We start from the raw sequence: 26,009 nt of genomic DNA on the forward strand, positions 1-26,009 counted from the left end.
CCTATATATTTAAATTTATTGATTAAACCGTTGGATTAGCCGAATTTTTATGCGCCGTACTTTCAAGCACTTTATCACCCCTGTGACATTATTAATGTTGACGCAAATGTCAGTGGCATGTGCAGATGACAGCGATGTCTCACACGGGCAATCTTTGGCTTCAAATTCTAGTATTAGCACTAAGCAAAATACGGATATCCATCTTGAAAACCCTCGCGTTAATCAAACTGATGGTATCGCTGAAATTTATGGGCCAACAGCTGAAAGTGAAACACTCTGGTCGATTGCGAAAGAGTACCGCCCTAACAAATCGGTTTCAATTCCTCAAGTCGTGTTAGCGACCTACAAAATAAATGATAAAGCGTTTGAAGCCCATAACATTCATGGGCTGATTTCTGGCAGTATGCTGAGACTACCGACACTAGCGCGAATAAAGTTAAATTCAACGGCAGAAGCGAACCAAGTATTAGAGCAAGATGCGAATCGCGTTATTCCCTCTCAAACTGATTTATCCATAGAGCCTCCACCGCCAGCAAAGCTTGAAGATTACGAACCAAAAGCGGTGGTGTTAAAGCCAAGTATTGACCCGATTGAAATTACGGTATCCGGTGCTCAAACCCTCTCCGTTGACTCTAAAGAAGAGACCGATAATGTGCCTGTCGAGCGTTTATCTCCAGAAATGATCTCGTCGGAGGTTCAGGATAATAATACGCCGGTTCAGGCACAAGAAATATCAGAAGAAGTAGAAGTTGGGCAAGACCAAGTTGAGCTGAGTAAAGTTGAAGAAATGAATACTCGCTTAACCGTTGAACTTGAGAAAATACAGCATCAGTTGGATGAGCTGAAAAACTCGATGGCTAGTGAAGAAATATCACGAAACCAAGTTCAACAGGTTGAGCCCAAATCATTTAATATTGATTCCCCGAAGGCTTTTTTGTCCATAGCAAATCAACAACCTTGGTTATGGGTCGTGTTATTGCTGCCGATTTTATTATTGTTGCTTATTATTAAAATGTTGTTTTTCCGTCAGGTGAGTAAGTATGACCCTGAGTCGGTTCCAGCTGTAGCTTTGGGGAAAATGATAGAGAAAGAACCGGTATTAATGGTTGCCTCTAGTGAGGAGCATCCACATTCTTCAGAAGCAGAAGCAGAAGCAGAAGCAGAAGCAGAAGCAGAAGCAGATCATTATTCAGATGCAGATTTACCCACTTATAGTGAAGATGAAGCGATACTGGATGCACAAAATGATCCTGAGCCATTCAATGTAGACTCATTAAGTAAGCTTAATAAGGGTGACCACTATAAGTTTGACTCTGACCTTTTATCATTCGAAGCTGAGCATCAAGTAGAAGCATTAACTGATACAGAAGCAACACAATTTCATAATATTGATGATTTGTTGGAGCAATCGAGTGCCGGTTCTGTGGATGGAATAGAGAAGTCACCTGATTTGGATGTAGGACTAGATGAGTTTCCTGATGTGTTGAGTGATGTTAAAGTTTTAGATGTTGATATTGATGCTGAAATGAATGGCAACTTAGATTTAGCGAAAGTCTTTATTGAGATGGACGACAAACTATCAGCCAATAAGCTTTTAAGGGAAGTTTTGGAAAAGGGTGATTCTCAATTACAGATGGAAGCCCAACGCTTATTACTGTCAATGCAAAGATAAATGAATGGCTCTAGAAAGGCGGCCTTGAGTCGCCTTTTTCTTTTACTGTTTAGAGTATATACTTTGCCCCCGTTTTATAGATGTAGCAAAGAGTAACTGATAATGCGTATTGCTTTGGGTGTGGAATATGATGGCAGCAAACTTCATGGTTGGCAGAAACAAAATGATGTAGTCAGTGTGCAAGAACACTTAGAAAAAGCATTATCAGTTATTGCTAATCATCCTGTGAATGTAATTTGTGCAGGAAGAACCGATGCGGGGGTGCATGGTACTGGGCAAGTGGTACATTTTGATACGGACTCTGAACGTAAATTGGTGGCATGGACATTAGGGGTTAATGCTAATTTGCCAAGCAGTATTGCGGTATGTTGGGCGCATAATGTTTCGGATGAATTTCACGCTCGTTTTACCGCAACGGCTCGCCGGTACCGCTATATTATTTATAATAATACGGTTCGTCCTGGTATTTTAGCATCAGGCGTAAGTCATTATCATACTCCGCTTGATGAACATAAAATGCATGAAGCGGCTCAATGCTTGTTAGGTGAGCATGACTTTACTTCTTTCCGAGCGACACATTGCCAAGCACACAGCCCATGGCGAAGTGTGATGCACTTAAATGTGACTAGGCAAGGTCAATATGTCGTGGTGGATGTTAAAGCGAATGCTTTTCTGCACCATATGGTGCGTAACATTGTAGGCAGTTTGATTAAAGTGGGGGCGGGGGAAGAACCACCAGAATGGATTCAGTGGGTACTTGACCAAAAAGATCGCCGCACAGCAGGCACAACAGCAAAGCCCGGTGGCTTATATTTAGTGGATGTTGATTATCCGATAAACTTTGAATTGCCTAGACTACCGATTGGCCCACACTTTTTCCCTGCGGATTAGTTGGTTTTTTTTTACATTGTTATTACACTAAGTTGATAACGATTTTATACATTTGATAGTTAAATGTATTTATTGGTAAAAATTGGTTGTTTTTTTAGCAAAAAGATAGGGTTTAACCTTATTTTGAATGCGATAAATATAGGTACAACCAGTTTTTTATCTACACTGCGGGTATTATGTGTTTTAATCTGCCCCGCATTTATTTCTCAAATTCTCATCTCTCGCAATACAGCGGGCGATCTAGCTAAAAGGTCTTCCCATGAGTTGGCTTGAAAAAATTTTTACAACGACAAATATTGTTAATTCTCGTAAAGCGTCTATTCCTGAAGGAATTTGGACGAAGTGTTCATCTTGTGAGCAAGTGTTATATCAAGCTGAAGTAGAACGTAATTTAGAAGTGTGTCCTAAGTGCGACCATCATATGCGTATGAAAGGTCGCCGTCGTTTAGAGACATTTTTAGATGCGGGTACAACAGTTGAACTTGGTCAAGAGTTAGAGCCACAAGATAAACTGAAGTTTAAAGACTCAAAGCGTTACAAAGATCGTATTTCAGCGGCTCAAAAATCTAGCGGTGAAACAGAAGCTCTTGTTGTCATGAAAGGCGAACTACTTAGTATGCCATTAGTTGCTTGTGCATTTGAGTTTTCTTTCATGGGTGGCTCAATGGGTTCTGTTGTTGGTGCACGTTTTGTTCGTGCGGTCGATGCTGCGATTGAAAACAATTGTGGTTTAGTTTGTTTTTCTGCCAGTGGTGGTGCGCGTATGCAAGAGGCTTTAATGTCTTTAATGCAGATGGCTAAAACCAGTGCTGCACTTGAACGTTTATCACAAAAAGGTTTGCCATTTATTTCGGTAATGACGGATCCTACTTATGGTGGTGTATCGGCAAGTTTAGCCATGCTAGGTGATATCAATATTGGTGAGCCTAAAGCTATTATTGGCTTTGCCGGTCGTCGTGTTATTGAGCAAACGGTACGTGAGAACTTGCCAGAAGGCTTCCAACGCAGTGAGTTTTTACTTGAGCATGGTGCTATTGATATGATTGTTGATCGTCGTGAAATGCGTCAACGTATTGGTGGTCTTGTGGCTAAGATGACTAATTATCAATCACCATTAGTGGTTTCGGTTGATGATGAACCTTCTTACGAAGTACCCGTTGCCGATAAGAAGTAAATCTCATTAAAGTATGAAATGGATTGCTGCTTTATATTTCAAAATTAAAGCAGCAAATTAATGATGACTTATCTTTGCTTCCAGTAGATAAAGATTTAATGAGTTCAGCGTTTAATGACCAAACATAATGCTCCTGAAGCCACATCACCAATGTCGATGTGGCTTCATTATTTAGAAAATATCCATACTAGTGCTATTGATCTTGGACTTGAGCGAATCTCTAAAGTTGCACAATCCGCGAATCTTACAAAACCTGCTCCAACTGTAATCACTGTTGCTGGAACCAATGGTAAAGGCTCAACGTGTGCATTAATGGAAGCCATTCTAATTGATGCTGGATATCGAGTTGGTGTGTATAGCTCGCCTCATTTAATTGAATATAATGAACGTGTACGCATTAATGGGCAAAATGCCTGTGATGAATTACACACACATGCTTTCTCCTTTGTTGAACAAATTCGTGGTGAAATTAGTCTCAGTTTTTTTGAATTTGGCACTCTTGCTGCTTTGCGTATTTTTCAAACTGAGCAGGTTGATGTGGTTCTTTTAGAGGTTGGTCTAGGTGGGCGATTAGATGCCACTAATGTTGTGGATCATGATGTTTCTATTATTACTAGTCTTGCTATTGACCACGTGGATTGGTTAGGCAGTGACATTAATGTAATCGGTTTTGAGAAAGCTGGCATTTTTCGTTCAGGTCGACCTGCTGTATGTGGGCAACCCCATGCACCTTATAGCGTTGCGGCTCATGCTGATGATATTCACGCACCGTTGTATCAAGTTGGTGTGCAATTTACTTATGAAGTTGATCAAAATGATGAAACTCGCTGGCATTGGCAGTGTGGTGCCTTTGATCTAAAAGATTTACCGGTACCAAGGCTACCACTTGCTAATGCAGCAACCGCTCTAATGGCATTAAGCCAATCGGGTTTAGAGATCAGCGATGTGAATGTTGTGAATGGTCTTGAAACTGCTCAACTTGCTGGGAGGATGCAGGTACTGTCTACTTATCCAACCATATTATTGGATGTTGCCCATAACCCCCACTCTGCCGAGTATTTAGTTGGGCAGCTTAAAAAGCGTTATCCAAATAATGTTATTCATGCCGTGGTTGCCATGCTTCATGATAAAGACATAAAAAGTACTTTAGATGTGTTGTCTTCTGTTGTTGATTATTGGTATCCCTCTTCTTTAAAAGGGCCAAGAGCAGCTCAAGAAGCTGAACTTTGCCAATATTTATCAGCGGTAAAAGGGCATTACCAAACACCTGTAGAGGCGTTTAAATCAGCTCAAGGTCAAGCACAAGAAGATGATGTATTGCTTGTGGTGGGATCTTTTCATACTGTAGGTGAAGTATTGAATTATTGGCATCAACATAAATAAGTAGGAGTCAAAATGGCAAGTAAGTTTCAAAGCCGTTTAATCGGCACTGTTATTCTGGTCGCTATCGGTGTGATTGTATTGCCTGATGTATTTGATGGACAAAAAAAACATTACCAAGAAGAGTTTGCTGCTATTCCAATTAAGCCAACAGATGAAGTGAATGAGTTGGTGTCTGATGAGGTAAAGGAGCCCGTTGAGCTTGACGTGCCACTACCGAAAGAACCCGTGCCAGTAGTGACGGTTCAATCGGATCAAAAGTCGGAATCCATTGAAGAGCCGAAAAAAACAGTGACAGCTCAAGTGGCTGACCAGGAAGATCGTTCAGAAGTAAAAGATGTCTCCGAACCGAAAATTATACCAGTACGAGAAAAAAATAAATATGCAGATAGCGCTTGGATCATTCAGCTCGTGGCATTGAAAAACCAAGATAATGCGAAAAAATTGGTGACTGATTTACAAAAACGAGGCTTTCAAGCACATTTAAAACCTGATAATGGTTTATCGCGTGTCATTATTGGTCCAGATGTTTCGAAAGAAAAATTGGAACAACAAATTGATAAGCTGCAAAAAATTACCGGTCTAAAAGGTCAATTGCAGACTTTTAAGCCACTTAATCCATAAGAAAACGTTTGCGTTGCGCTTTTTTCTGTTAAAATGCGCGCCAACTTAAGATGTACATTTTATGATTTGGATAGATTTTGTCATTTTAGGGGTGATCGGCTTCTCAGCTTTGATCAGCTTAGTTCGTGGTTTTGTTAAAGAAGCATTGTCGTTAGTAATTTGGTTTGGCGCATTTTTTATTGCCACACAATATTATCTAAAACTGGCAGCTTACTTTACCAACATTGAAAACGACATAGTTCGTAATGGTGTGGCATTAGGTGCCTTGTTTGTAGCCACTTTAGTGGTTGGCGCATTGGTCAACTATGTTATTGGACAGTTAGTACAAAAAACTGGCCTATCTGGCACAGACCGAATTTTAGGGGTCGTTTTTGGTGCATTACGCGGCGTACTGATTATTGCAGTCGTTCTCTTTTTTATGGATGCATTTACGGCATTCCCGAGTTCACAGTGGTGGAAAGACTCTCAATTAATCCCGCAATTTAGCCGGGTTATTGCACCGTTTTTTGACCATTTGAAACAAACATCAAGCTTTTTAACCGGCGCACCTCTGCATAAGTAAGTGGTTGCGTCAGTGCTTTGCTAACCGAGGGTTAAGACATGTGTGGTATTGTTGGAATCGTAGGGGTAACGCCTGTCAATCAATCGATTTATGATGCATTAACGGTATTGCAGCATCGCGGCCAAGATGCTGCAGGTATTATTACCATAGATAGCAATCGTTTTCGTCTGCGTAAAGCCAATGGACTCGTGAAAGATGTGTTTGAAATGAAACACATGAAACGTTTGCAAGGCACTGTTGGAGTCGGTCATGTTCGTTATCCAACAGCGGGTAGTTCAAGTGCTTCTGAAGCTCAACCATTCTATGTCAATTCGCCTTATGGCATTACCCTTGCTCATAACGGTAACCTAACTAACGCGAATGATATTCGTCAGTGGTTATTTGAACAGGGGCGTCGTCATGTGAACACCACTTCTGATTCTGAAGTTTTACTCAATATCTTAGCTCAAGAAATTGATGTATCAGAAAACTATCCACTGACTGAAGTGGATGTTTTTAATGCTATTAAGAAAGTTCATACGATAGTGAAGGGTGCTTATGCGGTGGCGGCGATGATTATTGGGCACGGTATGGTTGCTTTTCGTGATCCAAATGGCATTCGTCCATTGTGTTTAGGTAAGCGTGAATTAGCAGGTCGTACCGAGTATATGGTTGCCTCTGAATCGGTTGCGCTTGATGCTGTTGGTTTTGATTTTGTACGTGATGTTGCGCCTGGTGAAGCAATTTATGCCACCTTTGATGGTCAATTGTTCAGTGAGCAGTGCGCTGAAGAGCCAAAACTTAATCCATGTATTTTTGAATTTGTTTATTTTGCTCGCCCTGATTCTTTTATCGATAAAATTTCGGTATACAGTGCTCGTCTTGAAATGGGTAAAAAGTTGGGTGATAAAATTAAACGTGAATGGGATGACTTGGATATTGATGTGGTCATTCCTATCCCTGAAACTTCTTGTGATATCGCATTAGAAATCGCACAGCTGATTGACAAACCTTACCGTCAAGGTTTTGTGAAGAACCGTTATGTTGGTCGTACTTTCATTATGCCGGGACAACAGCAACGTAAAAAATCGGTTCGCCGGAAGTTGAATGCCATACGATCGGAGTTTAAAGGAAAGAATGTTCTTCTTGTTGATGACTCAATTGTTCGTGGGACAACGTCTGAGCAAATTATTGAGATGGCTCGAGATTCCGGCGCTAAAAATGTTTATATGGTGTCAGCAGCACCTGAAGTGCGTTTCCCTAACGTTTATGGCATCGACATGCCTAGTGCGAATGAATTAATTGCACATGGACGTGAGACGGATGAGATTTGTAAAATGATTGGTGCGGATGCATTGATGTTCCAAGATCTTTCTGACTTAGTGTCAGCGGTTGGGATTGGTAATCCATCGGTAACGCAATTTGAGACTTCCGTATTCAGTGGTCATTATGTAACAGGGGATATTGACCAAGCTTATTTAGATTTGATTGACTCTATTCGGAATGATGATGCGAAATTAGACCGTGATATGCAGGTGGATCTAGCGAATTTAGAGATGCATAACGAAGGCGCATAATTCGATATTATGTTTGACTAAAAAACCAGATCTATAAGAGGTCTGGTTTTTATATTTAATGGCTAAGAAACAGAGAAAATAAACTTTACCTTTTGTTAAAAGATGTTTGAAAGCCCTTTGGTCGTTATGCCATATGGTTTTGCTTGTACACATGGTTGGTTTGTGGCAAAGCATAATGATGGAGGCTGGAATAGTGTGATTAAATCACTTCATGCTGAGCAATAAAATCAATCAACAAACGCACTTTTTCCGGTTGGTGGTTCTTATGATTATACAACATGTAGATCTCACGAGAGTTGGCACTCCAATCATCTAGAACCCGAACTAAACGTCCCTCGTGTAAATAAGCTTCGACCATGACATCAGGCATGAGGCTAATGCCTAAGCCAAAGGTGCAGGCTTTCCGTACGACGTTTAATTCACTGGCTTCAAGGCGTCCTTTTTCATTGATAGTAATGTGTTCACCATGAGAGTTGCTCAATTGCCATTTTACTAATGGTAGCCCTTTTAGTAACGCATGATGGCGTAAATCTTCGGCATGGTTTAGTTCGCCACAATCAGCAAGGTATTTAGGACTTGCGACTAAAACATCTTTTACTTGATTGATCTTACGTGCGATAAGACTAGAGTCTCGTTGAGGACCGACTCTGAAAATGACGTCCCATTCAGTAGGATCAAGTTGATCGGCATAATTAGTCATTGAGAGTTCGATGCGAATGTCAGGGTACTGAGCCATGAATTCGTTTAACATTGGCATAATCATACGTTTAGCTGTATTAGATGGCGCTGAAATACGTAATTTACCCGATGCCCCTTTACATTCGTCAGAAATATTTTCAGTCGCTTCAGATAAACTTTTTAGTAGTGGAGAGCACTCATCGTAAAAACGTTGCCCAGCTTCTGTCAGAGAGAGTTTACGTGCATTACGATTGAGAAGCCTAAGGTTAACGGCTTCTTCAAGCGCTTGAATACGTCTTGTGATTGTTGCTACAGGAATAGCCGTTTTTCGAGATGTTGCCGTATAACTACCGTTCTCAACCACTAATCGGAATAAATTTAAATCATCGAGTTTCATAGTACTAGACACTTATAGAGATCTTTTGGTTAGCGCCAGTGTAACTGAACAAATGGGGTTTGGGTTGTCTCATATCAATTTTATTTCTAATTTTGAAACCAATCATTGCAGTTTTGCCTACAATTAGAGTTTGAAGTTGGGCCATTTCGTTACTATTTTTATATAAGTAATGTGCATCAGCGCAGGATATTATTTTTATGTTTCTTGATCATTAGATAGATAGAACATGCGTTTAATGATTTTTTTGTTAAATGTTTCACATCAACGGTAAAGATGAGGAACTAAAAGTACAGTATTATGTTCAAATTTATCAATTAAAGTTACAAAAGGTAAAAGAGCCATTTGTTTGTATTCGCAGTTAGGAAACTAACCATTACCAAGAGGTTCTTCCAATATGCATAACTCAACCTCTCAAGTCCAGAGAGTTCATTTAGCGCTAGGTAGTTCGATGCAGACCATTATGCTAGTGGATGATGATCCTATTTTCAGGAGCATGATTTCCTCTTATCTTCAAAAACTTGATTTCGATGTGATGGAAGCAGGTGATGGTTTAGAGGCATTACAGCTATTACGCGATCACGTTCCTGATCTTATTATTTGTGATTTAAACATGCCCATTATGAGTGGCATTGAATTGGTTGAAGAAGTCAGTTGGCAGTTCCCTATGCTGCCTATGATTGTGGTTTCTGCAACCGAAGACATGAGTGATGTAGCGCGTGTATTGCGTTTTGGAATTAAAGATTTCTTAACAAAACCGATTACAAAGTTGGATCATTTTACCGATGCAATAAAAACAACCTTGGATGAATCTCAAAATAATCCTAGTGTGGTACGAGATTTTTCAAGCCAATGGTTTAGAGTCGATTCGTCTGGCGTAGTAGCTGAAGAAACGGAGTTGTACTGGCATTTAAATCATTTAAAAGATAACACGGTAACGGCTAGAGACCTACTGCACGCACTACAGCCAGAAAGAGATACACAACAAGGTGATTGGAAATGCAGTTATTTGATCCTTCAATCGTCGGAAAATATGCCGTTGGTTTTTGACTATTCATGGCTTATGGATGGGCGATTTGCTTTTTATTTAGTTGATTCCTCTGCTGGCGGAGATAACGGTGTTGGTACGGCACTATTAGTTCGTGCTTTGTTTAATGACTTTTTAAGAACCCGAAAACGTTGCCATTCAGATTTAAAAGATCTGGCTGAAGCGATAGAAAAAGGGATCGGTTGTACTCAATGCGCGGATCCTATTCCTGCTATTTTTGGTATTGCTGATATGGTCGAAGGTACCATTTCAATTTTGCCTGCCGGAATTAAAAGTAATTGGATGCAGCAAGGAAAAAATCAGGCGATTGAAATGGGCATTAAGCTTGGTGAGGGTTGTACTAAGAATTTTGTTACGAGTGATTTACCGATGAAAAAAGGTGGAGAGCTGGTGTTGAGTGAACTTGGTGTAAGAAGCTTTAAATTATCGATAAAAAACACCAATAGTTGATGTTGGAAAATATTGTGTTAATAACATGGGGAATTATGAAGCACAGTCGTTTTTTTGTTTATAACCTTACATTTCGTATGTTTTTGTTGGTATCGGCTTCGATTATATTATGCTTTCAAAATCTTATAACGAGGGAACGATTGTGGCAGACGAAAATTTTAAAGAACCATTTAACTTGTTTTATTTTTTAGGCGTGATTGTGGCTTTACTTTTACCAACGCTTCCTGCAACACTTACATGGATTAATATGTTAACCCAAAATTAATGCTAGCTACTGCGCTAAGCTTATGTAAGGAACTTGTCCCATCATACGTAAATTTTTGTTGAATGTTGTTGGTGGCTTAGCGCTTGTTCTTGGAATTCTAGGTATCTTCCTTCCTTTATTGCCGACGACGCCATTCTTATTATTGGCGAGTGCCTGTTTCATGCGAAGTAATGAAAAGTTTCATTACTGGATTCACCATCACCCACAACTTGGGCCTATCATTGATAATTGGAATGATCATAAAGCGGTAAGTTCAGCCATGAAAAAGCGTGGTTTTTTCTTGCTAATAATCAGTTTTCTGTTTTCATTCTTTATGGTACCAATTTGGTGGATGAAATTTGGCGTCTTAGTTGGTTTCACCTTCTTGTTTTTCTTCTTTTATCGCTTACCGGTTCATGATCCTGTTTCAAGAGTTGCCGAGGTTGATGAAAATCACTAACATACTTGTCATTATTAAGCATTAAACCATTACGACATGAGTGAGGAATGATAAAATCACCCTTAGCGTAATTAACTAAAAGAACTTCATTATGACAACGGACACCACCGCATTTATTCGCTCTAGCATTAAAACGATTCCAGACTACCCTAAAAAAGGCATTTTATTTCGTGATGTCACAAGTTTGATGGAAGACCCGAAAGCCTACCAAGCCACCATTCAGCTTCTTGTTGAAAAATACCAATCAATGGGATTTACGAAAGTGGTAGGGACAGAAGCTCGCGGTTTTCTATTTGGTGCCCCTCTGGCTTTAGAGTTAGGTTTAGGTTTTGTACCTGTGCGTAAACCGGGCAAGCTACCCCGTGAAACATTGTCACAGTCTTATGAACTTGAGTATGGAACGGATGTGCTAGAAATTCACACCGATGCGATTCATGAAGGTGACAAAGTACTTGTGGTTGATGATTTATTAGCAACTGGTGGTACGATTGAAGCAACCGTGAAATTGATACGTAAGTTAGGTGGCGATGTTTCTCATGCTGCTTTTGTTATTAACTTACCTGATATTGGTGGCGAAGAAAAATTAGTAAAATTAGGTTTGGATGTTTACAGTATTTGTGAGTTTGATGGGCACTAATACCTTTTATATTGAATGTACCCAAGTAATTTCAAGATGCAGAGTTTACTTGGGTATAGAAGCAGTCAGTTAGAGTCACATAACCGGAATTATTGATGAGTTATTTAGCGTTAGCAAGAAAATGGCGACCTACAAAGTTTGAAAATGTAGTAGGGCAAAGCCATGTTATTACTGCATTAGAGAATGCTTTGAAGCAAAATAGGTTGCATCACGCTTATTTATTCAGCGGTACTCGCGGTGTAGGTAAAACGTCGATTGGTCGATTGTTTGCTAAAGGCCTTAATTGTGAAACTGGCATCACTGACAATCCGTGTGGCGTATGTGATAGCTGCATTGAAATCGATCAAGGTCGCTATGTTGATTTACTTGAAATCGATGCAGCCTCAAGAACGAAAGTCGAAGATACAAGAGAGCTTTTGGATAATGTCCAATACAAGCCCGCTCGTGGTCGCTTTAAAGTATATTTGATCGATGAAGTTCACATGCTATCGCGTCATAGTTTTAATGCTTTATTAAAAACGTTAGAAGAGCCACCAGAATACGTTAAGTTTTTATTAGCGACTACTGATCCTCAAAAATTGCCGGTTACTATTTTATCGCGTTGCTTACAATTTCATTTAAAGCCTATCAGTTCCGAAGAAATCCATGAACAGCTTGATCTTGTGCTTGGTGAGGAAAGAATCACTTCAGAGCCAAGAGCTCTAAGCTTAATTTCTCATGCAGCAGATGGCAGTATGCGTGATGCACTCAGTTTATCCGATCAAGCTATTGCGTTGGGGAACGGTCATATTGACAGTGCAACGGTTTCCAATATGCTGGGTACACTCGATACCGAGCAAGCGATATTGTTGTTAGAGGCCATCAGCAGCCAGCAACCACAAGTTGCTATGGATTGTTTAAACCACTTAGCGGCCAATGGAATTGCTTGGGATGGCTTGCTTAAAGAATTGAGTTCTCAATTACACCGTATTGCTATGTATCAAGCGTTACCAGCTAGCCTTGATAAAGAACAACCAGATGCTGAGCGAATTGAGTTATTGAGCCAAGCGTTAAGTCCTCAAGATATACAGCTGTACTATCAAATGACGCTAAAAGGCCGTCAAGATTTATCATTATCGCCTAATGAGAAAATGGCTGCGGAAATGCTAGTATTACGCATGCTGGCATTTCGCCCAGCGCAATCGGTTAACGCGAACCCTATCATCACATCTCAACCACAAACTATGTCAGTACCTGTGGTTGAATCGCAACGTCAAATGACACATCCTTCTACAAAAGTGAACCAGTCGTCTTCGGATGCAGCGGCGCAGCATATTCCGCCTTCTCGTTCTCAGTCGATGATGAAATCACCTGTGATAGAAAATACGGACAGTCAGCAATGGCTAAGGAATGAGTCTGTTCCTGCTGAAAACCATATGGAAAAAGGTGATCATTCAGCGGCAAGTGGTACACCACCACAAAATCAGACTCAAGCGGTTTCGTCCTTGGTAGATAAAAAACAATCAGAGGTTATTTCATCACCTTTGACTGGTTTAAGGCACCAGCTTCGCAGTAAGCGTCAGAATTTACGTACCACTCCGGCTGCGAGTGAATCTGCAAAAAAGAATGATGCGGCACCTGTCAGCCCGACTAAAACTTCAGTATTAGATCGTATTGCGAGTAAGCATACGGCAGCTGCGGTTGAAGCGCTACAGGGGTCGCCAATGTCATCAAACGGAACGCCAATTTCTGGTGTAGGTAAAGCTGAAACCGGTAATGAACCCTACCAATGGACACCAGCGCAGCCAGAAGCGTTTATTATTGAGAATAATGAACTTACTCCAACACAAATTAAACGTGCATTGGAACACATCAAAACGCCAGAAATGGTCGAAAAACTATTGAATGAATCGATTAAACAAGATCCTTGGGCAGCCATTATTCAACAATTGAATACCGCTAAAATGGTTGAACAACTTGCATTGAATTCAACGTATGTAAAAAATGATGAAAAAATCACATTAACGTTGCGCTCCGAACAAGCTCACCTTAATACATCTAAGGCACAGCAGGCGCTGAACGAGGTATTATCTCAGTATTTCCAGCAAACGTGTGAGCTTATTATTCATATCGGTGAAGACGGCGTGACCCCGTTGGAATTGCGTGAAAATTTATATCAAGAAAAGTTAAAGCAAGCATTTGTCAGTTTAGCGGCGGATCCTAATATTCAATTTTTTCAAAAACGATTTTCAGCAGAAATTGATAATGAAAGTGTTCGACCGATATAACGATATCCTCATTTCATTTGAAGCGGCAACTTCAATTACTTTGGGGTATTCATTTATGGTGTTGAATTTTAGAAGAGTAAGGGTTGAAAGTTAATACTTTTAACCCAATTAAAGAAGTATCGATGTCATGGAGTTGAATCATCATATTCCGATTGGCAATCTATTATTTAGTTAACTGATGAGAGATTAACATGTTTGGTAAAGGCGGAATGGGCAACATGATGAAGCAAGCCCAGCAAATGCAAGAGCGCATGCAAAAGCTTCAAGAAGAAATTGCCAATATGGAAATTATTGGTGAATCTGGTGCAGGTCTTGTAAAAGTGACCATTACAGGCAGCCACAGTGTTCGTCGTGTAGAGATTGACGAAAGCTTGATGGAAGACGACAAAGAAATGCTAGAAGATTTGATTGCAGCTGCTTTCAATGATGCAGCGCGTCGTGTTGAAGAAACTCAGAAAGAGAAAATGGCGGGTGTGACTGGTGGAATGCAATTACCACCAGGTATGAAAATGCCATTTTAATAGATACGTTATGTATTGGTTAATCGAGTCGAATGTATTATCAAGCTGCAGCTTATTTATTAGGCTGCAGTTTTACGTTAAGCAGAAAGAGAAGTGAATGCGAACTAGCAGCATGTTGGAACAATTAATGGAAGCTTTGCGTTGCTTACCGGGTGTTGGGCCTAAATCGGCGCAAAGAATGGCTTTCCATTTATTACAGCGAAACCGTAAAGGTGGGTTACAACTTGCTGAAGCATTGTCGCAAGCGATGACCGAAATTGGCCATTGTGATCAATGCCGAACATTTACAGAGCAAGATACATGTCATATCTGTACTAACCCTAAACGCCAAGCAAATGGTCAAATGTGTGTGGTAGAAACGCCCGCAGATATTGCTGCCATTGAAGCTACAGGACAGTATTCAGGTCGATACTTTGTGCTAATGGGGCATTTATCCCCTTTAGACGGTATTGGGCCAAGTGATATTGGCTTAGATCTGCTGGATTATCGTTTAGCTCAAGGCGATATAGAAGAAGTTATTCTTGCTACCAATCCAACCGTTGAAGGTGAAGCAACTGCGCATTATATTGCTCAGTTATGTAAAGCTCATGAGGTTAATGCCAGTCGTATTGCTCATGGTGTACCAATGGGAGGAGAGCTTGAGCTGGTTGATGGAACCACGCTTTCACACTCATTGTTAGGTCGATTAAAATTATAATTTGCATCAGTGCCTAGTGATCAAATATCGAATACTTACGTCATAAGCTCTAGTTCGGTGATGATGCTAATCGCCTGCGCTGATGTTTCACCGCATATGCTTGCTTCCGCTTTGAAATGATGACAAACAGCCGGTCGTTCTGGAGAGCCAAACAGGTTACATAAGTTATCATCATTCAGTTGAATGCAGCGAACTCCTGCCGGTTTCCCGTTTGGCATGCCAGGAATAGCTGATGAAATACTTGGAGCGATACAACACGCTCCACAGCCTAAGCGACAATCCATCTTATTTTGCCTCGTTGAAAAGTGGGCGCAGATAGTAGCAAAATACCCATGATGAAAATAGTAGAACTTGAACTTCATCTATAAAAAGCGTATAAAACGCAACCTAGTTTGAGGTGTAAACCTCACATCCGTTTTAAATTGTTAGTTAAAGGCAACCTTATGAATATTCCATTTTGGCAACGCAAAACACTGCAGCAAATGAGTGAGCAAGAATGGGAATCTTTATGTGATGGCTGTGGAAAGTGTTGCCTACATAAACTAATGGATGAAGATAGCGATAAAGTGTATTACACCAATGTGGCTTGCAGTTGGTTAAATAATAAGACTTGTGGTTGCAAAGATTACCCTAATCGTTTTGAGTCTGGTGAAGAGTGTTTAAAGCTCACAAGAGATAAAATTGATGAGTTCAATTGGCTACCAGAAACGTGTTCGTACCGTTTACTTGCGGAAAATAAACCACTGCCTGAATGGCATCCTTTGATTACGGGCTCTAAGTCAGCCATGCACGCGGCGGGAGAAAGTGTTCGCAATAAAGTAGTGTATGAAATTGATGTCGTAGACTGGGAAGATCACATTTTAAATCATCCTAACAGAAAGTAAGCCACATCGAGGTTTATAAGAGGTTGTGGCGACGCCATTAACCTATAGAAATAGATGAAACCTGTGTAATTAAACTTTGCCGTCACTCCGTCATCTTTATGGTGACAGAGTGGCGGCATTTTTATTACTGCACCTTGATTGGGGTAAGTGAATCGCAATCAATCGTATTTTTACGTTTTCCTAACGCTTTGTAAGCTTCCAAGCGATGGTTCTTTTGAACATAACGTGCCGGAGGTGCAATGACCTTAAGTTGGTAATCAGGAGAGTTTTCAGTAATGGTCTCAGTGGGTGTAATCACCGCAATGGTTAAGTTAGGGTTCAATTTTAAAATGGCAGAAGCGGTCCCTAAACCACCTTCAGTGTGAAACATTCCCGCTATATGCATGACTTGCTTAGTTGGATTGGCCTTTAAATAATTCACAATACTTTCTGCCATCGTTTCATCCCAAGTAACTTGCGCGGCATATTGTTGTTCGTTTTGTTGTTCTGTTCCATGGTGCATAGAAGCCATGAATTTTTGTTTGTAAGCACTCTCTCCGGTAAAGATTGTTTTAGCAACAAGCTGCCTTTGATCTTTATCTAAAGAATCTAAATACTGAAGTCCTTCTCTTGCAATACATTGCACCATGATTTTTGGGGCATTAGAGGCGATGACATCCACGTTATGTGTTTTTGCAACTTCGATAAGAGGACGGTAATCACTTTCGTAATTCGGCCATGCGTTACCTTGTGTTATCAGAGTCTGTTCACCAATCTCACCATGTAAATATTGATCGACTATTGATTGCTTGTCACGGGAGAATTGTTCCATTGATAAAGCAATATTATGCTTATGCTTAATGAATTGTTTGAGTAATTGAGTCTGGAAATGATGAACTCCAGCATGAGTGTGCCATTCACCGACTAAAATGACATCCACCGATTTTACTTGCTCTAAGAACTGGCTGACCGGCATGGCTTGGCCGGATGGTGCATGCAACTGAAAATCATAAAATGTATCAATAGCATTGGTTGATTTCGGGTTTGCTGGTGATGAGCAACCAGATAATAAGCCAAGTGCAGCGAATCCTATACTTAAGGTTGATAGGAGCTGTTTCTTTGTCATTCAATAAATCCTTTATAGCCTGTTACACGTCAGCAATGGGCGTTGATATTACTGAATAACAACATTTAAATCAATAAATGATAATCATTATCAAATAAATCATTTTGTTATTATTGATAAAAATGTATATAGAAGTATTAATAAAGTATGAAAAAGAATTTACAATAGGAGGAAATAAGGATGTAGAAATGAAGTTATTGTTTTCTCTTGTTGCGTTATCGTTACCAGTTATGGCTCATGCCACTCCAAATACCAGTATTGATTCTTTTTCGAAAGCCAAGCGTCTATTAATGAATAATGTCTATAACCAAAATTCGGTTAGACGAACGGTTTATTGTGACGTTCCATTTAATACTAAAAAACAAACCCAGCTCCCATCAGGCTTTAATACTTCGCTTTATGAGTCTCGTGTAAAACGCATTGAGTTCGAGCATATAGTACCGGCAGAAAACTTCGGACGTAGTTTTAAAGAATGGCGAGAAGGGGATAGTGAGTGCGTTAAAAATGGAAAAGCATTTAAAGGGCGAAAATGCGCGACTAAAGTCAGTAAAGAATTTCGCTTAATGCAAGCGGATGGTTACAACTTATTTGCTGCTGTAGGTTCGGTTAATGCGTATCGCTCAAATTACAATTTTCAAATGTTATCCGGGACTAAAAGTGATTTTGGATCTTGCGATTTTCATGTCGATAGTCGAAAGGCCCAACCACCAGAGTTAGCAAGAGGATTAATTGCCAGAACGTATTTATATTTTGATTCGACGTAATCAAATTTTCGTTTAAGTAAGCAACAACGTCAGCTTTTTAACGTTTGGGATAAGCAATATCCGGTGAGTGATTTTGAATGTCAGAAAGCTGAAATAGTAAAAAGTTATCAGCACAACATTAACCCTATATTAGAAGAGCGTTGTGCTACTTTGTAGGTTATGACGCTAGCGCTAGCTTAATCTTGCTTGCGGTAAACTCGTAAAATAAAATCGGCCTCACAGTCAAATTGTGGGGCATGTTTTAATTTTTCTTTGATTTCTTCTGAAGCCTTCCAAGCAAACGGCGTCATCTGGAGTAAATCTTCCGCTTCACTACCTGTCATTGCCATTTCATAATGCAGCTTTTGTTCTTCTAGTAGTGTAAACCCTACAATATTTTCTGGTGATTCATCGTGCAACCTAACATCTTGGTACACGAGTTCTCGCAACTGATATAAATGGCGAGCAGCAGGGGTAACAGTAATGATTAGTCCATGGTCGGTGGTAGTACGCTGCAGCTCTTGATGGTCACATGGCGCATAGATACGCAAAATGGCATCGAGTGAATTATCAGCAAAAGGTAGGCGGTGACTAGAGGCGACACAAAACTGCATCGTGTTATTGCTATAGCGTTTTGCAGCATAGCGAATGGCAACTTTAGAAATATCTAATCCATAACAAGTAGCCGCTGAGTTTTGTTGTTGTAGCTGTTGAGCAATGTAGTGGGTGTAATAGCCCTCTCCACAACCTATATCTAATAATTGGTGGGAAGTATTGACCAAGTGCTTTTTACATAATGCAGCTACCGCCTCGCGCATCGGGTGGTATTGATCGGATGCTAAAAATCGACGTCTAGCCTGCATCATTTCTGCATTATCACCTGGCTGTTTAGATCGCTTATGCTGAACTGGCATGAGATTAACATAGCCTTCTTTCGCACGATCAAACTGGTGATTATTAGTGCAAGTAAAGCCATTTTGAGTAGTGCTTAGAGTGTGATGGCAAAGAGGGCATTGATAGATCATACAGGGTCAGTCTTGTTAGTAATTTGGATGCGGAGTATGGCATGGAGTGCAAAGTGAAAAAAGGACTAGGTCGAAAAAGTGTCTAGTCCTTAGTTTCTAGATTGTGGTCTACGCTTTTAAGCTTATCTTGGTACTTAATTTATAGCTTTCACCAGGCAGCAGTGTGTGGCCACCCTCAAGCGTTTCTGCATATAAAGTAGATTCTACACATACCATATTGGTATAGGAATCATCTTTCATGTCTAGCATGCCTTGTGCAAGCTCCCATGGGTTCCAGATGACGGCTGCAGTATCACCTTGATTCTCTACACTGATAGTACGTTGATTTTGAGGATCTGAAATACAAATTTGTTTGGTTGGATGAGTATAAACACGGTCGACACCTGAAGTGATAGAAAGTGTATCCCCACCTAAGCAAATTTTGCCACTTTGTAGTTTGTCGGTGTAGTACTCGCCCATACCGGTAATTTGAGTATCCAGAATATTGGCAATGTTGAAATAAGTATGCAGCGCACCAGAGAATTTCCATGCCTGCTCATCGGTGTTTTTGATATGCATGGTTGTGGTTAATTGTTCAGAGACTTCAACATCTAAAAAGACTTCAAATTGATGTGGCCAAATGGCTAATGTTTCTTGAGAGGGTTTTAGTTCAATTCGAACCATCACGCCATCTTCATTTTCTCTGTGCTCAACTAAAGACCATTCTGTCGTCCGTGCAAAACCATGACTTGGTTCAGATGCTTTAGCAAACCACGGCCAGCAGACAGGAATACCGCCACGTAAGGGGGTTTTACCATCACAAACCGCGTCTTCACTGGTAAAGATGAGCTCTTGTTCGCCTTGTGGCTTGAACGAAATTACATGTCCACCAAATAGAGAAATTGCAGCTTCGGCTTTAGGGTGTTGAATGTGGATGATTTTAAGCTGATCTTTTTGAGTAATAGTGATGTAGTCAGAAAGAGTATTGATAACCGGTAAGTGAGTAAGGTTCATGGTTTGGGTTCCTAGTTTCTAGTCCCTAGTTGTTAGAAAAAGGCAGTTTTCTGACTAGGGCGAAGTCATCGAAATAATTACTATTGTAGTGATTATTAAGCGTCAGTGAAGACCTAGGGACTAGGAATTAGCCACCTAGGAACTGAAATCAAAAAAGGCGACACAATGGCCGCCTTTTATTAGCTTGTCTTCAAAAGAAGAACTTTCAAAGAAAGTCTATACTAATGCTTACTTAGAGATGTGAGCGATTAGGTCTAGAACTTTGTTTGAGTAGCCGATTTCGTTGTCGTACCAAGATACAACTTTAACGAACTTGTCGTTAAGTGCGATGCCAGCAGCAGCATCGAATACTGAAGTGTTAGTTTCGCCGATGAAATCTTGAGAAACAACTGCATCTTCAGTGTAACCAAGAACGCCAGCTAGCTCGTTTTCAGAAGCGCGCTTCATTTCAGCACAGATTTCTTCGTAAGTTGCAGCGTTTGCTAGGTTAACTGTTAGGTCAACTACAGAAACGTTAGCAGTTGGTACGCGGAAAGCCATACCAGTTAGTTTACCTTGTACTTCAGGAAGTACAACGCCTACCGCTTTAGCAGCACCAGTTGAAGATGGGATGATGTTTTGAGAAGCACCACGACCACCACGCCAGTCTTTCGCAGAAGGACCATCTACAGTTTTTTGAGTTGCTGTAGTTGCGTGAACAGTAGTCATAAGACCAGAGTCAATGCCCCACTTGTCGTTAAGTACTTTAGCGATAGGTGCTAGACAGTTAGTAGTACAAGAAGCGTTAGAAACGATATCTTGGCCTGCGTAAGTGTCAAAGTTTACACCGTTAACGAACATTGGAGTGGCATCTTTAGATGGGCCAGTAAGAACAACTTTCTTAGCGCCAGCAGTGATGTGTTTACGAGCAGTTTCGTCTGTTAGGAAAAGACCAGTTGCTTCTGCTACAACGTCAACGTCGATAGCATCCCACTTAAGATCTTCAGGGTTACGCTCAGCAGTTACACGAACAGTTTTGCCGTTTACTACTAGGTTACCGTCTTTAACTTCAACAGTACCGTTGAAACGACCGTGAGTTGAATCGTACTTTAGCATGTATGCCATGTACTCAACGTCGATAAGGTCGTTGATACCAACAACTTCGATGTTGTCACGCTCAACAGAAGCACGGAAAACGAAACGTCCAATACGGCCAAAACCGTTAATACCTACTTTGATAGTCATTGTAGTTGCTCCACAACTTAATTTCAGATTTAAAGATAACTGGTAGTAAAATTACAGAACCCAGCTACATACTGCAAGGAATAATCCGTCTTTACTTGTTTAAAGTCAAAAAAAAGAGTTACTTTCTTTCTTTATTGATTAAGAACGACTAATTATTGCCCACACTGTGCATTTAAGATTCTGTCAGTGCTACAAGTTTGTACATATCCTTTGGGGCTGACTCGAATCATACATTAATGTGACTTGAGTCACCATTTAAAATCGACAGAAAGTATGTGCCACATTTAGGTTGATAAGCAAGTTTTTGTTTAAAAACGATCAATGTTAAACTTAAATTATAAGATCATTTACTTGCTTTGATTAGCACAAATATCTATGGAATTATTCCAGTATAGAAGGTGTTATCTATTCCTTGTGATTTTTGTAGCGAATTATCGTGTATTTAAAATTTATTGATGTACTCGTGAAAAGCTTTTAATAGTATTTAGATCAGGGTTTGTATTGAACGAACAGGTAAAGGATATCGAGTGAAAAAAACGACTCAAGAGTGGAAAGACGCATTAACAGAAGAACAATTTCAAGTTTGTCGTCAAGGTGGGACTGAAGCGCCATACTCGGGTACTCTTTTGCATAATAAAGAGACCGGCACTTACCAATGTACTTGCTGTAAGGCCGATTTATTTCTTTCTGACAACAAATTTGATTCTGGTTGCGGGTGGCCAAGTTTTGATGCACCTATTCGTAAAGATGCTATTCGGTATTTAGAGGATAATAGCCACGGTATGTCGCGTACAGAAATTCGTTGTGCTGAATGTGATAGCCATCTAGGCCATGTGTTTTTGGATGGGCCACAAGATACAACGGGTCAGCGGTATTGTGTGAATTCGGTATCACTTATTTTCAATGACTGATTTAAATAACGAGCATCTGTGATCGTAGACGTTGTTTTAGAGTGAAAGCATTGACGGATAAAGCGGCTCAAGTATTTTAGTCGAATACAGGTAAAAGGAAAGAACAAATGAATGTTGAACAGTTGCTTAGTGCAATGACACCAGAAGTGTATGAGCGTCTAAATTATGCAATCGAAACGGGTCGTTGGTTAGATGGAACGCCTATCACTAAAGAGCAACGCGATTCTTGTATGCAAGCTGTCATGCTTTATCAATCAAAACATAACCATGATTCCCAGCACATGAGTGTTGCTGTGGGGGGAGAAGTGACGTTTAAATCAAAATCGGAATTGAAAAAACAATTTTCCGAAAACGAAGCGGATATTTTTCGCGTTAAGGTAGAAGGAAATTAAAGAGTAATTTTACCAGTAGAGCCTCATTAATTTTAATGATTGAAGAAAACGGTCGTTCAAAAAAGAAGAGCAAAAGAGGGTTAACTTACTTTTGCTCTTGCTAGTAGAGAAGTGTACGTAGGCTCGGATACAGTCGCTTTTTAGACGCTCATCTCTCCACGTAACACTTGTTTCATTTGTGCTTTTATTTCTTCGTAGCTGAGGTCCTGACTTAATAAAAAGTGAAGCTTAGCTAATGCTGCTTCATGAGTCATGTCATAACCACTGATCACACCTGCTTCAGCCAGTGATACCCCTGTTGCGTAACCATCCATATTTACTTTTCCTGTCAAACATTGTGTTAGGTTAACGACAATCACACCACGCTCAGAAGCTTCTTTTAAATGCGACAACATTTCTTTGTTTTGGGGCGCGTTCCCAACCCCAAATGTTAATAAAATCATTGCATTAACAGGTTGTCGTAATGTGTTTCGAATTACTTCATGAGAAATTCCCGGGTACATTGTAATCACACCGATTGGTTGTGGTGTGATGGTATGGACTTTGAAATCACCCGTTGGTTTTTTATCAATTAAATTAGGGTTACTGACTTGAATGTTGATCCCAGCTTCTAATAATTGAGGTAGATTAGGGGAGGTGAAAGCATTAAAACCATCGGCTCGAGATTTCGTGCTGCGATTACCACGCATCAATTGATTATTAAAAAATAATGTGACTTCGTTAATAGGGTAATTGGCCGCAATATGCAAAGCATTTAAAAGGTTGGCTTGGCCATCTGAACGTAATTCTGCTAGAGGGATTTGTGAGCCTGTCACAATCACTGGTTTGCCGAGGTTTTCAAACATAAAAGACAACGCAGACGCAGTATAAGCCATAGTGTCCGTGCCATGCAAAATTACAAAACCATCGTAGTTATCATAGTTTGCTTTAATGTCGTCTGCGATATGTTGCCAATCATTTGGCGTCATGTCTGAAGAGTCCATCAATGGCGAGTATTCATGCACGGTAAAAAGTGGCATTTCTTCGCGGTGGAATTCTGGCATGGCGGCAAGTTGTTGCGTCATAAAACCATCCGCAGGGATGTAGCCATGAGAGGAACGTTTCATTCCAATAGTCCCACCAGTGTAGGCGATGTAAATATGTTTTCTTGTCATGATTTTAATAGTCGTTTGTAGGGAACAGAGGGTGATTATAGCGATTTTTGACTAGAAAAGTGTAGTTGATGTAAGAAAAAATTCTTGGGCTAGAATGGCGAAATAACTCAGAGTATACTCAGTTGTGATGACCCAAGTAAGATTCTGTATAGTCGAGAACTTATAATTAAAAGGACGCTTAATAAGCGTCCTTTTTTGATTTGTTTGGCGTTAATGTATATTGACTATATCGCTTCACAATTAAGACAAAAAGCGTAATAGCCTTTTGGATCATTGAAACTATTTAGCAAATTAGTACTTTCTGAAATTTGTGCCGCTGCGGGTTTTAATGCGTCAGGGATCCATTTATCGAGAGGGTTTCCAAGAGACGTATTGATCGTACGGAAAAAATCTTCCAGAATTTGCTGAGTCGGGCTTAATGGTTTATCTACCCAAGTTAATCGGTAGCTTTCAAGGTGAGCTAATGTTGCTGCTGATTGAATAGCATCATCAAAATCACCAATTTGATCCACTAAACCATGTTTCATCGCATCTTGACCTGTCCATACACGGCCTTGGGCTATTTTATCAACGGATTCTGTGGTCATGTTACGATTTTTACCGACCAAAGAAATGAAACGATGATAGCCGTGTTCAATGCCCATTTGCATCGCTTCAGAAGCGCCTTTAGATAAGCCATTTGTTAGACCAATACCAGAAAATGGACTGGTTCCGATGCCATCGGTATGTACGCCGAGTTTATTTAATCCTTTTTCGAATGTTGTAATGACGCCAAAAATGCCAATGGATCCCGTTAACGTTGTTGGTTGAGCGATGATGTTATCTGCGCCCATCGAAATCCAGTACCCCCCCGATGCAGCAAGGCTCGACATGGAAACGACGACGGGTTTACCCGCTTGTTTCAATGCTTCAATCTCATTACGAATAATCTCAGAAGCAAATGCGCTACCTCCTGGACTATCAACTCGTAGAATGACAGCTTTTATATTTTTGTCTAAGCGAGCTTGCGCTAATAAGTTTGCTGTGGAATCACCTCCAATACGGCCTTTTGGTTGAGTACCATCTAAAATAGTACCACTAGCGACCACTACGGCAATTTGATCGGCGGTATTGACCACTGGAATGGATACTTTTGATTTGTAATCGTAGTAGTTAATCCGGTTGTATCGATGATCTTTATTGCTACCAAATTGAGTAGCAAAAAAATCAGAGACTTGCTGGCGAGTCATCAGTTGATCTACTAATCCAATGTTTAAGGATAATTGAGCTAAGTTTCCATCAACACTTTTCATTTTGGACAAAAATTCATCCATGCTTGGATTTAAAGCTGTGGTTTCAATCTTGCGGTTATGCGCCACATCATCAACATACGCCCCCCAAAGTTGAGTTAGCCAAGCGGTTGCGGATTCTTTTGCCGCTGGTGACATGTCGTTACGAAGAAACGGTTCAACCGCAGACTTATAAGTACCGACACGGAAAATGTGAGTGGTGACGTCGAGTTTTTCTAATAAGTCTTTATAGTAAAGATTATACGCGCTATACCCTTTGAGTAAGACTGCGCCATCAGGAGATAAAAATGTTTGGTCTGCGTAACTGGCTAAGTAGTATTGACTTTGATTATAAAAATCACCATAGGCATAAATGGGTTTGCCGGTCGCTTTAAATTCATTGATAGCTTTGGCTATATAGCGCAATTTGGTTAAATTGGTTTCGGGCATTTGGCTTAAATTCAAAACCAACCCTGAAATTGATTGATCGGTTGCAGCTGAGCGTAAAGTGGTAACGATGTCGTATAGTACATTTTCTCTTGGTAATTCGTCAGAAAATAGGGTTCCTGAGATGGAATCTAACGGATTAACATAAGTGCGTTGTTCTACAATTGGACCATCGAGATTTAATATTAAAGCTCTTGTATCGGGCGTTAGTGGTTCATCTGTAGAAGACTCTTGTTGAGGGAAAAAAGCAAAATAGGCGATAACAATCAACGCAATAAAAAGAATGTTAACAATAGCCACACGAATAAAGGTAATGAATGTCCAAATACCTTTAAAAATGGCTGCAATAAAACAGAATAGTTTTTTCATATTTATATCCGATTAAACATGATTTAAGAAAATCTGATGAGCATAAGGATTAAATGTAACATAAGCAAAGGCTAGTGTGAGTATCGATATGTATTTAAATTGTCGATGTGATTCAATTTTTTTGCTGCTTTTACAGTGAATTATCTATGTTATGGCGATGATTTGGTGTTGCAGGGAAAATAGCGAACAAATTAATACATGAAGATTGAGCTAGGTTGCAAAAATGTAAACGCCTGTTT

General features: G+C 40.1%; 25 protein-coding genes and 1 pseudogene. 18 read left to right on the forward strand and 8 right to left on the reverse strand.

Annotated elements, in window-relative coordinates; translation table 11 throughout:
• Nucleotides 1-49: 49 nt before the first annotated feature.
• From VCASEI_RS04520 to purF, 7 genes are all read left to right on the forward strand, one after another.
• Nucleotides 50-1,672, forward strand: coding sequence for a FimV/HubP family polar landmark protein (locus tag VCASEI_RS04520; RefSeq protein WP_089110392.1), 1,623 nt, complete (start codon nt 50-52; stop codon nt 1,670-1,672).
• A 102-nt stretch (nt 1,673-1,774) separates the two neighbouring features.
• On the forward strand, nt 1,775-2,563 hold the full coding sequence (gene truA, locus VCASEI_RS04525; protein WP_089110391.1) for a tRNA pseudouridine(38-40) synthase TruA: 789 nt from the start codon (nt 1,775-1,777) through the stop codon (nt 2,561-2,563).
• Nucleotides 2,564-2,822: 259 nt separating this feature from the next.
• A complete protein-coding gene (accD, locus tag VCASEI_RS04530) occupies nt 2,823-3,737 on the forward strand; it encodes an acetyl-CoA carboxylase, carboxyltransferase subunit beta (protein ID WP_089110390.1) in 915 nt (304 codons plus the stop codon).
• A gap of 114 nt (nt 3,738-3,851) precedes the next feature.
• Nucleotides 3,852-5,120, forward strand: a complete 1,269-nt coding sequence (folC, locus tag VCASEI_RS04535) for a bifunctional tetrahydrofolate synthase/dihydrofolate synthase (RefSeq protein ID WP_086960584.1) — start codon at nt 3,852-3,854, stop codon at nt 5,118-5,120.
• A gap of 12 nt (nt 5,121-5,132) precedes the next feature.
• Nucleotides 5,133-5,741, forward strand: coding sequence for an SPOR domain-containing protein (locus VCASEI_RS04540; protein WP_086960583.1), 609 nt, complete (start codon nt 5,133-5,135; stop codon nt 5,739-5,741).
• Nucleotides 5,742-5,802: 61 nt separating this feature from the next.
• The gene (locus tag VCASEI_RS04545) at nt 5,803-6,303 is read left to right on the forward strand and encodes a CvpA family protein (RefSeq protein ID WP_089110389.1); all 501 of its coding nucleotides are present in this window, start codon (nt 5,803-5,805) and stop codon (nt 6,301-6,303) included.
• A gap of 38 nt (nt 6,304-6,341) precedes the next feature.
• Entirely contained in the window at nt 6,342-7,859 is a 1,518-nt protein-coding gene (gene purF, locus VCASEI_RS04550; RefSeq protein ID WP_086960581.1) for an amidophosphoribosyltransferase, read from the forward strand.
• A gap of 199 nt (nt 7,860-8,058) precedes the next feature.
• Here purF and VCASEI_RS04555 read toward each other — a convergent pair whose 3' ends face one another.
• Nucleotides 8,059-8,934 (reverse strand): LysR family transcriptional regulator, encoded by an 876-nt coding sequence (locus VCASEI_RS04555; RefSeq protein WP_086960580.1) that lies wholly within the window; start codon nt 8,932-8,934, stop codon nt 8,059-8,061.
• 394 nt (nt 8,935-9,328) lie between these two features.
• Here VCASEI_RS04555 and VCASEI_RS04560 point away from each other — a divergent pair, with 394 nt between their 5' ends.
• From VCASEI_RS04560 to recR, 7 genes are all read left to right on the forward strand, one after another.
• Nucleotides 9,329-10,429, forward strand: coding sequence for a response regulator (locus VCASEI_RS04560; protein WP_170924581.1), 1,101 nt, complete (start codon nt 9,329-9,331; stop codon nt 10,427-10,429).
• A gap of 142 nt (nt 10,430-10,571) precedes the next feature.
• A complete protein-coding gene (locus VCASEI_RS19750; protein ID WP_258954852.1) occupies nt 10,572-10,694 on the forward strand; it encodes a hypothetical protein in 123 nt (40 codons plus the stop codon).
• 58 nt (nt 10,695-10,752) lie between these two features.
• Nucleotides 10,753-11,133, forward strand: coding sequence for a YbaN family protein (locus VCASEI_RS04565; RefSeq protein WP_086960578.1), 381 nt, complete (start codon nt 10,753-10,755; stop codon nt 11,131-11,133).
• A 91-nt stretch (nt 11,134-11,224) separates the two neighbouring features.
• Complete coding sequence (gene apt, locus VCASEI_RS04570; protein ID WP_086960577.1) at nt 11,225-11,770, forward strand: adenine phosphoribosyltransferase; 546 nt, start codon at nt 11,225-11,227, stop codon at nt 11,768-11,770.
• Between the two features lie 95 nt (nt 11,771-11,865).
• Entirely contained in the window at nt 11,866-14,037 is a 2,172-nt protein-coding gene (gene dnaX / locus VCASEI_RS04575) for a DNA polymerase III subunit gamma/tau (protein ID WP_086960576.1), read from the forward strand.
• Nucleotides 14,038-14,228: 191 nt separating this feature from the next.
• Nucleotides 14,229-14,558, forward strand: a complete 330-nt coding sequence (locus VCASEI_RS04580; RefSeq protein ID WP_086960575.1) for a YbaB/EbfC family nucleoid-associated protein — start codon at nt 14,229-14,231, stop codon at nt 14,556-14,558.
• A 97-nt stretch (nt 14,559-14,655) separates the two neighbouring features.
• Nucleotides 14,656-15,255, forward strand: a complete 600-nt coding sequence (gene recR / locus VCASEI_RS04585; protein ID WP_086960574.1) for a recombination mediator RecR — start codon at nt 14,656-14,658, stop codon at nt 15,253-15,255.
• A 35-nt stretch (nt 15,256-15,290) separates the two neighbouring features.
• On the opposite strand, the gene VCASEI_RS04590 is transcribed toward recR, so the two are convergent.
• Nucleotides 15,291-15,539 (reverse strand): YkgJ family cysteine cluster protein, encoded by a 249-nt coding sequence (locus tag VCASEI_RS04590; protein ID WP_086960573.1) that lies wholly within the window; start codon nt 15,537-15,539, stop codon nt 15,291-15,293.
• A gap of 159 nt (nt 15,540-15,698) precedes the next feature.
• Here VCASEI_RS04590 and VCASEI_RS04595 point away from each other — a divergent pair, with 159 nt between their 5' ends.
• A complete protein-coding gene (locus VCASEI_RS04595) occupies nt 15,699-16,139 on the forward strand; it encodes a YcgN family cysteine cluster protein (protein WP_086960572.1) in 441 nt (146 codons plus the stop codon).
• Nucleotides 16,140-16,263: 124 nt separating this feature from the next.
• Here VCASEI_RS04595 and VCASEI_RS04600 read toward each other — a convergent pair whose 3' ends face one another.
• On the reverse strand, nt 16,264-17,244 hold the full coding sequence (locus VCASEI_RS04600; protein ID WP_086960571.1) for a ChaN family lipoprotein: 981 nt from the start codon (nt 17,242-17,244) through the stop codon (nt 16,264-16,266).
• Between the two features lie 290 nt (nt 17,245-17,534).
• On the opposite strand from VCASEI_RS04600, the pseudogene VCASEI_RS04605 reads away from it, so the two are divergent.
• Nucleotides 17,535-18,164 (forward strand): annotated as a pseudogene (locus VCASEI_RS04605) (endonuclease).
• Nucleotides 18,165-18,184: 20 nt separating this feature from the next.
• On the opposite strand, the gene rlmA reads toward VCASEI_RS04605, so the two are convergent.
• The 3 genes from rlmA to gap all read right to left on the reverse strand — a co-directional run bounded on the left by rlmA (nt 18,185) and on the right by gap (nt 21,229).
• Nucleotides 18,185-19,012 carry a 23S rRNA (guanine(745)-N(1))-methyltransferase gene (gene rlmA, locus VCASEI_RS04610; protein ID WP_089110388.1) on the reverse strand — a complete coding sequence of 276 codons (828 nt, stop codon included), beginning with the start codon at nt 19,010-19,012 and terminating at the stop codon, nt 18,185-18,187.
• Between the two features lie 108 nt (nt 19,013-19,120).
• Complete coding sequence (locus tag VCASEI_RS04615) at nt 19,121-20,005, reverse strand: D-hexose-6-phosphate mutarotase (RefSeq protein WP_086960568.1); 885 nt, start codon at nt 20,003-20,005, stop codon at nt 19,121-19,123.
• A gap of 228 nt (nt 20,006-20,233) precedes the next feature.
• Entirely contained in the window at nt 20,234-21,229 is a 996-nt protein-coding gene (gap, locus tag VCASEI_RS04620) for a type I glyceraldehyde-3-phosphate dehydrogenase (RefSeq protein WP_086960567.1), read from the reverse strand.
• A gap of 527 nt (nt 21,230-21,756) precedes the next feature.
• Here gap and msrB point away from each other — a divergent pair.
• Together msrB and VCASEI_RS04630 are read left to right on the forward strand one after the other, a co-directional pair.
• The gene (gene msrB, locus VCASEI_RS04625; RefSeq protein WP_374700992.1) at nt 21,757-22,140 is read left to right on the forward strand and encodes a peptide-methionine (R)-S-oxide reductase MsrB; all 384 of its coding nucleotides are present in this window, start codon (nt 21,757-21,759) and stop codon (nt 22,138-22,140) included.
• Between the two features lie 107 nt (nt 22,141-22,247).
• Nucleotides 22,248-22,532 (forward strand): YeaC family protein, encoded by a 285-nt coding sequence (locus VCASEI_RS04630; RefSeq protein WP_086960565.1) that lies wholly within the window; start codon nt 22,248-22,250, stop codon nt 22,530-22,532.
• Between the two features lie 140 nt (nt 22,533-22,672).
• Here the strand turns inward: VCASEI_RS04630 and ansA are convergent, their stop codons facing one another.
• The gene (gene ansA, locus VCASEI_RS04635) at nt 22,673-23,686 is read right to left on the reverse strand and encodes an asparaginase (RefSeq protein ID WP_086960564.1); all 1,014 of its coding nucleotides are present in this window, start codon (nt 23,684-23,686) and stop codon (nt 22,673-22,675) included.
• 224 nt (nt 23,687-23,910) lie between these two features.
• Complete coding sequence (gene sppA, locus VCASEI_RS04640) at nt 23,911-25,770, reverse strand: signal peptide peptidase SppA (protein WP_086960563.1); 1,860 nt, start codon at nt 25,768-25,770, stop codon at nt 23,911-23,913.
• Nucleotides 25,771-26,009: the final 239 nt, after the last annotated feature.

It is taken from the genome of Vibrio casei (assembly GCF_002218025.2).
Classification (GTDB): Bacteria; Pseudomonadota; Gammaproteobacteria; order Enterobacterales; family Vibrionaceae; genus Vibrio; species Vibrio casei.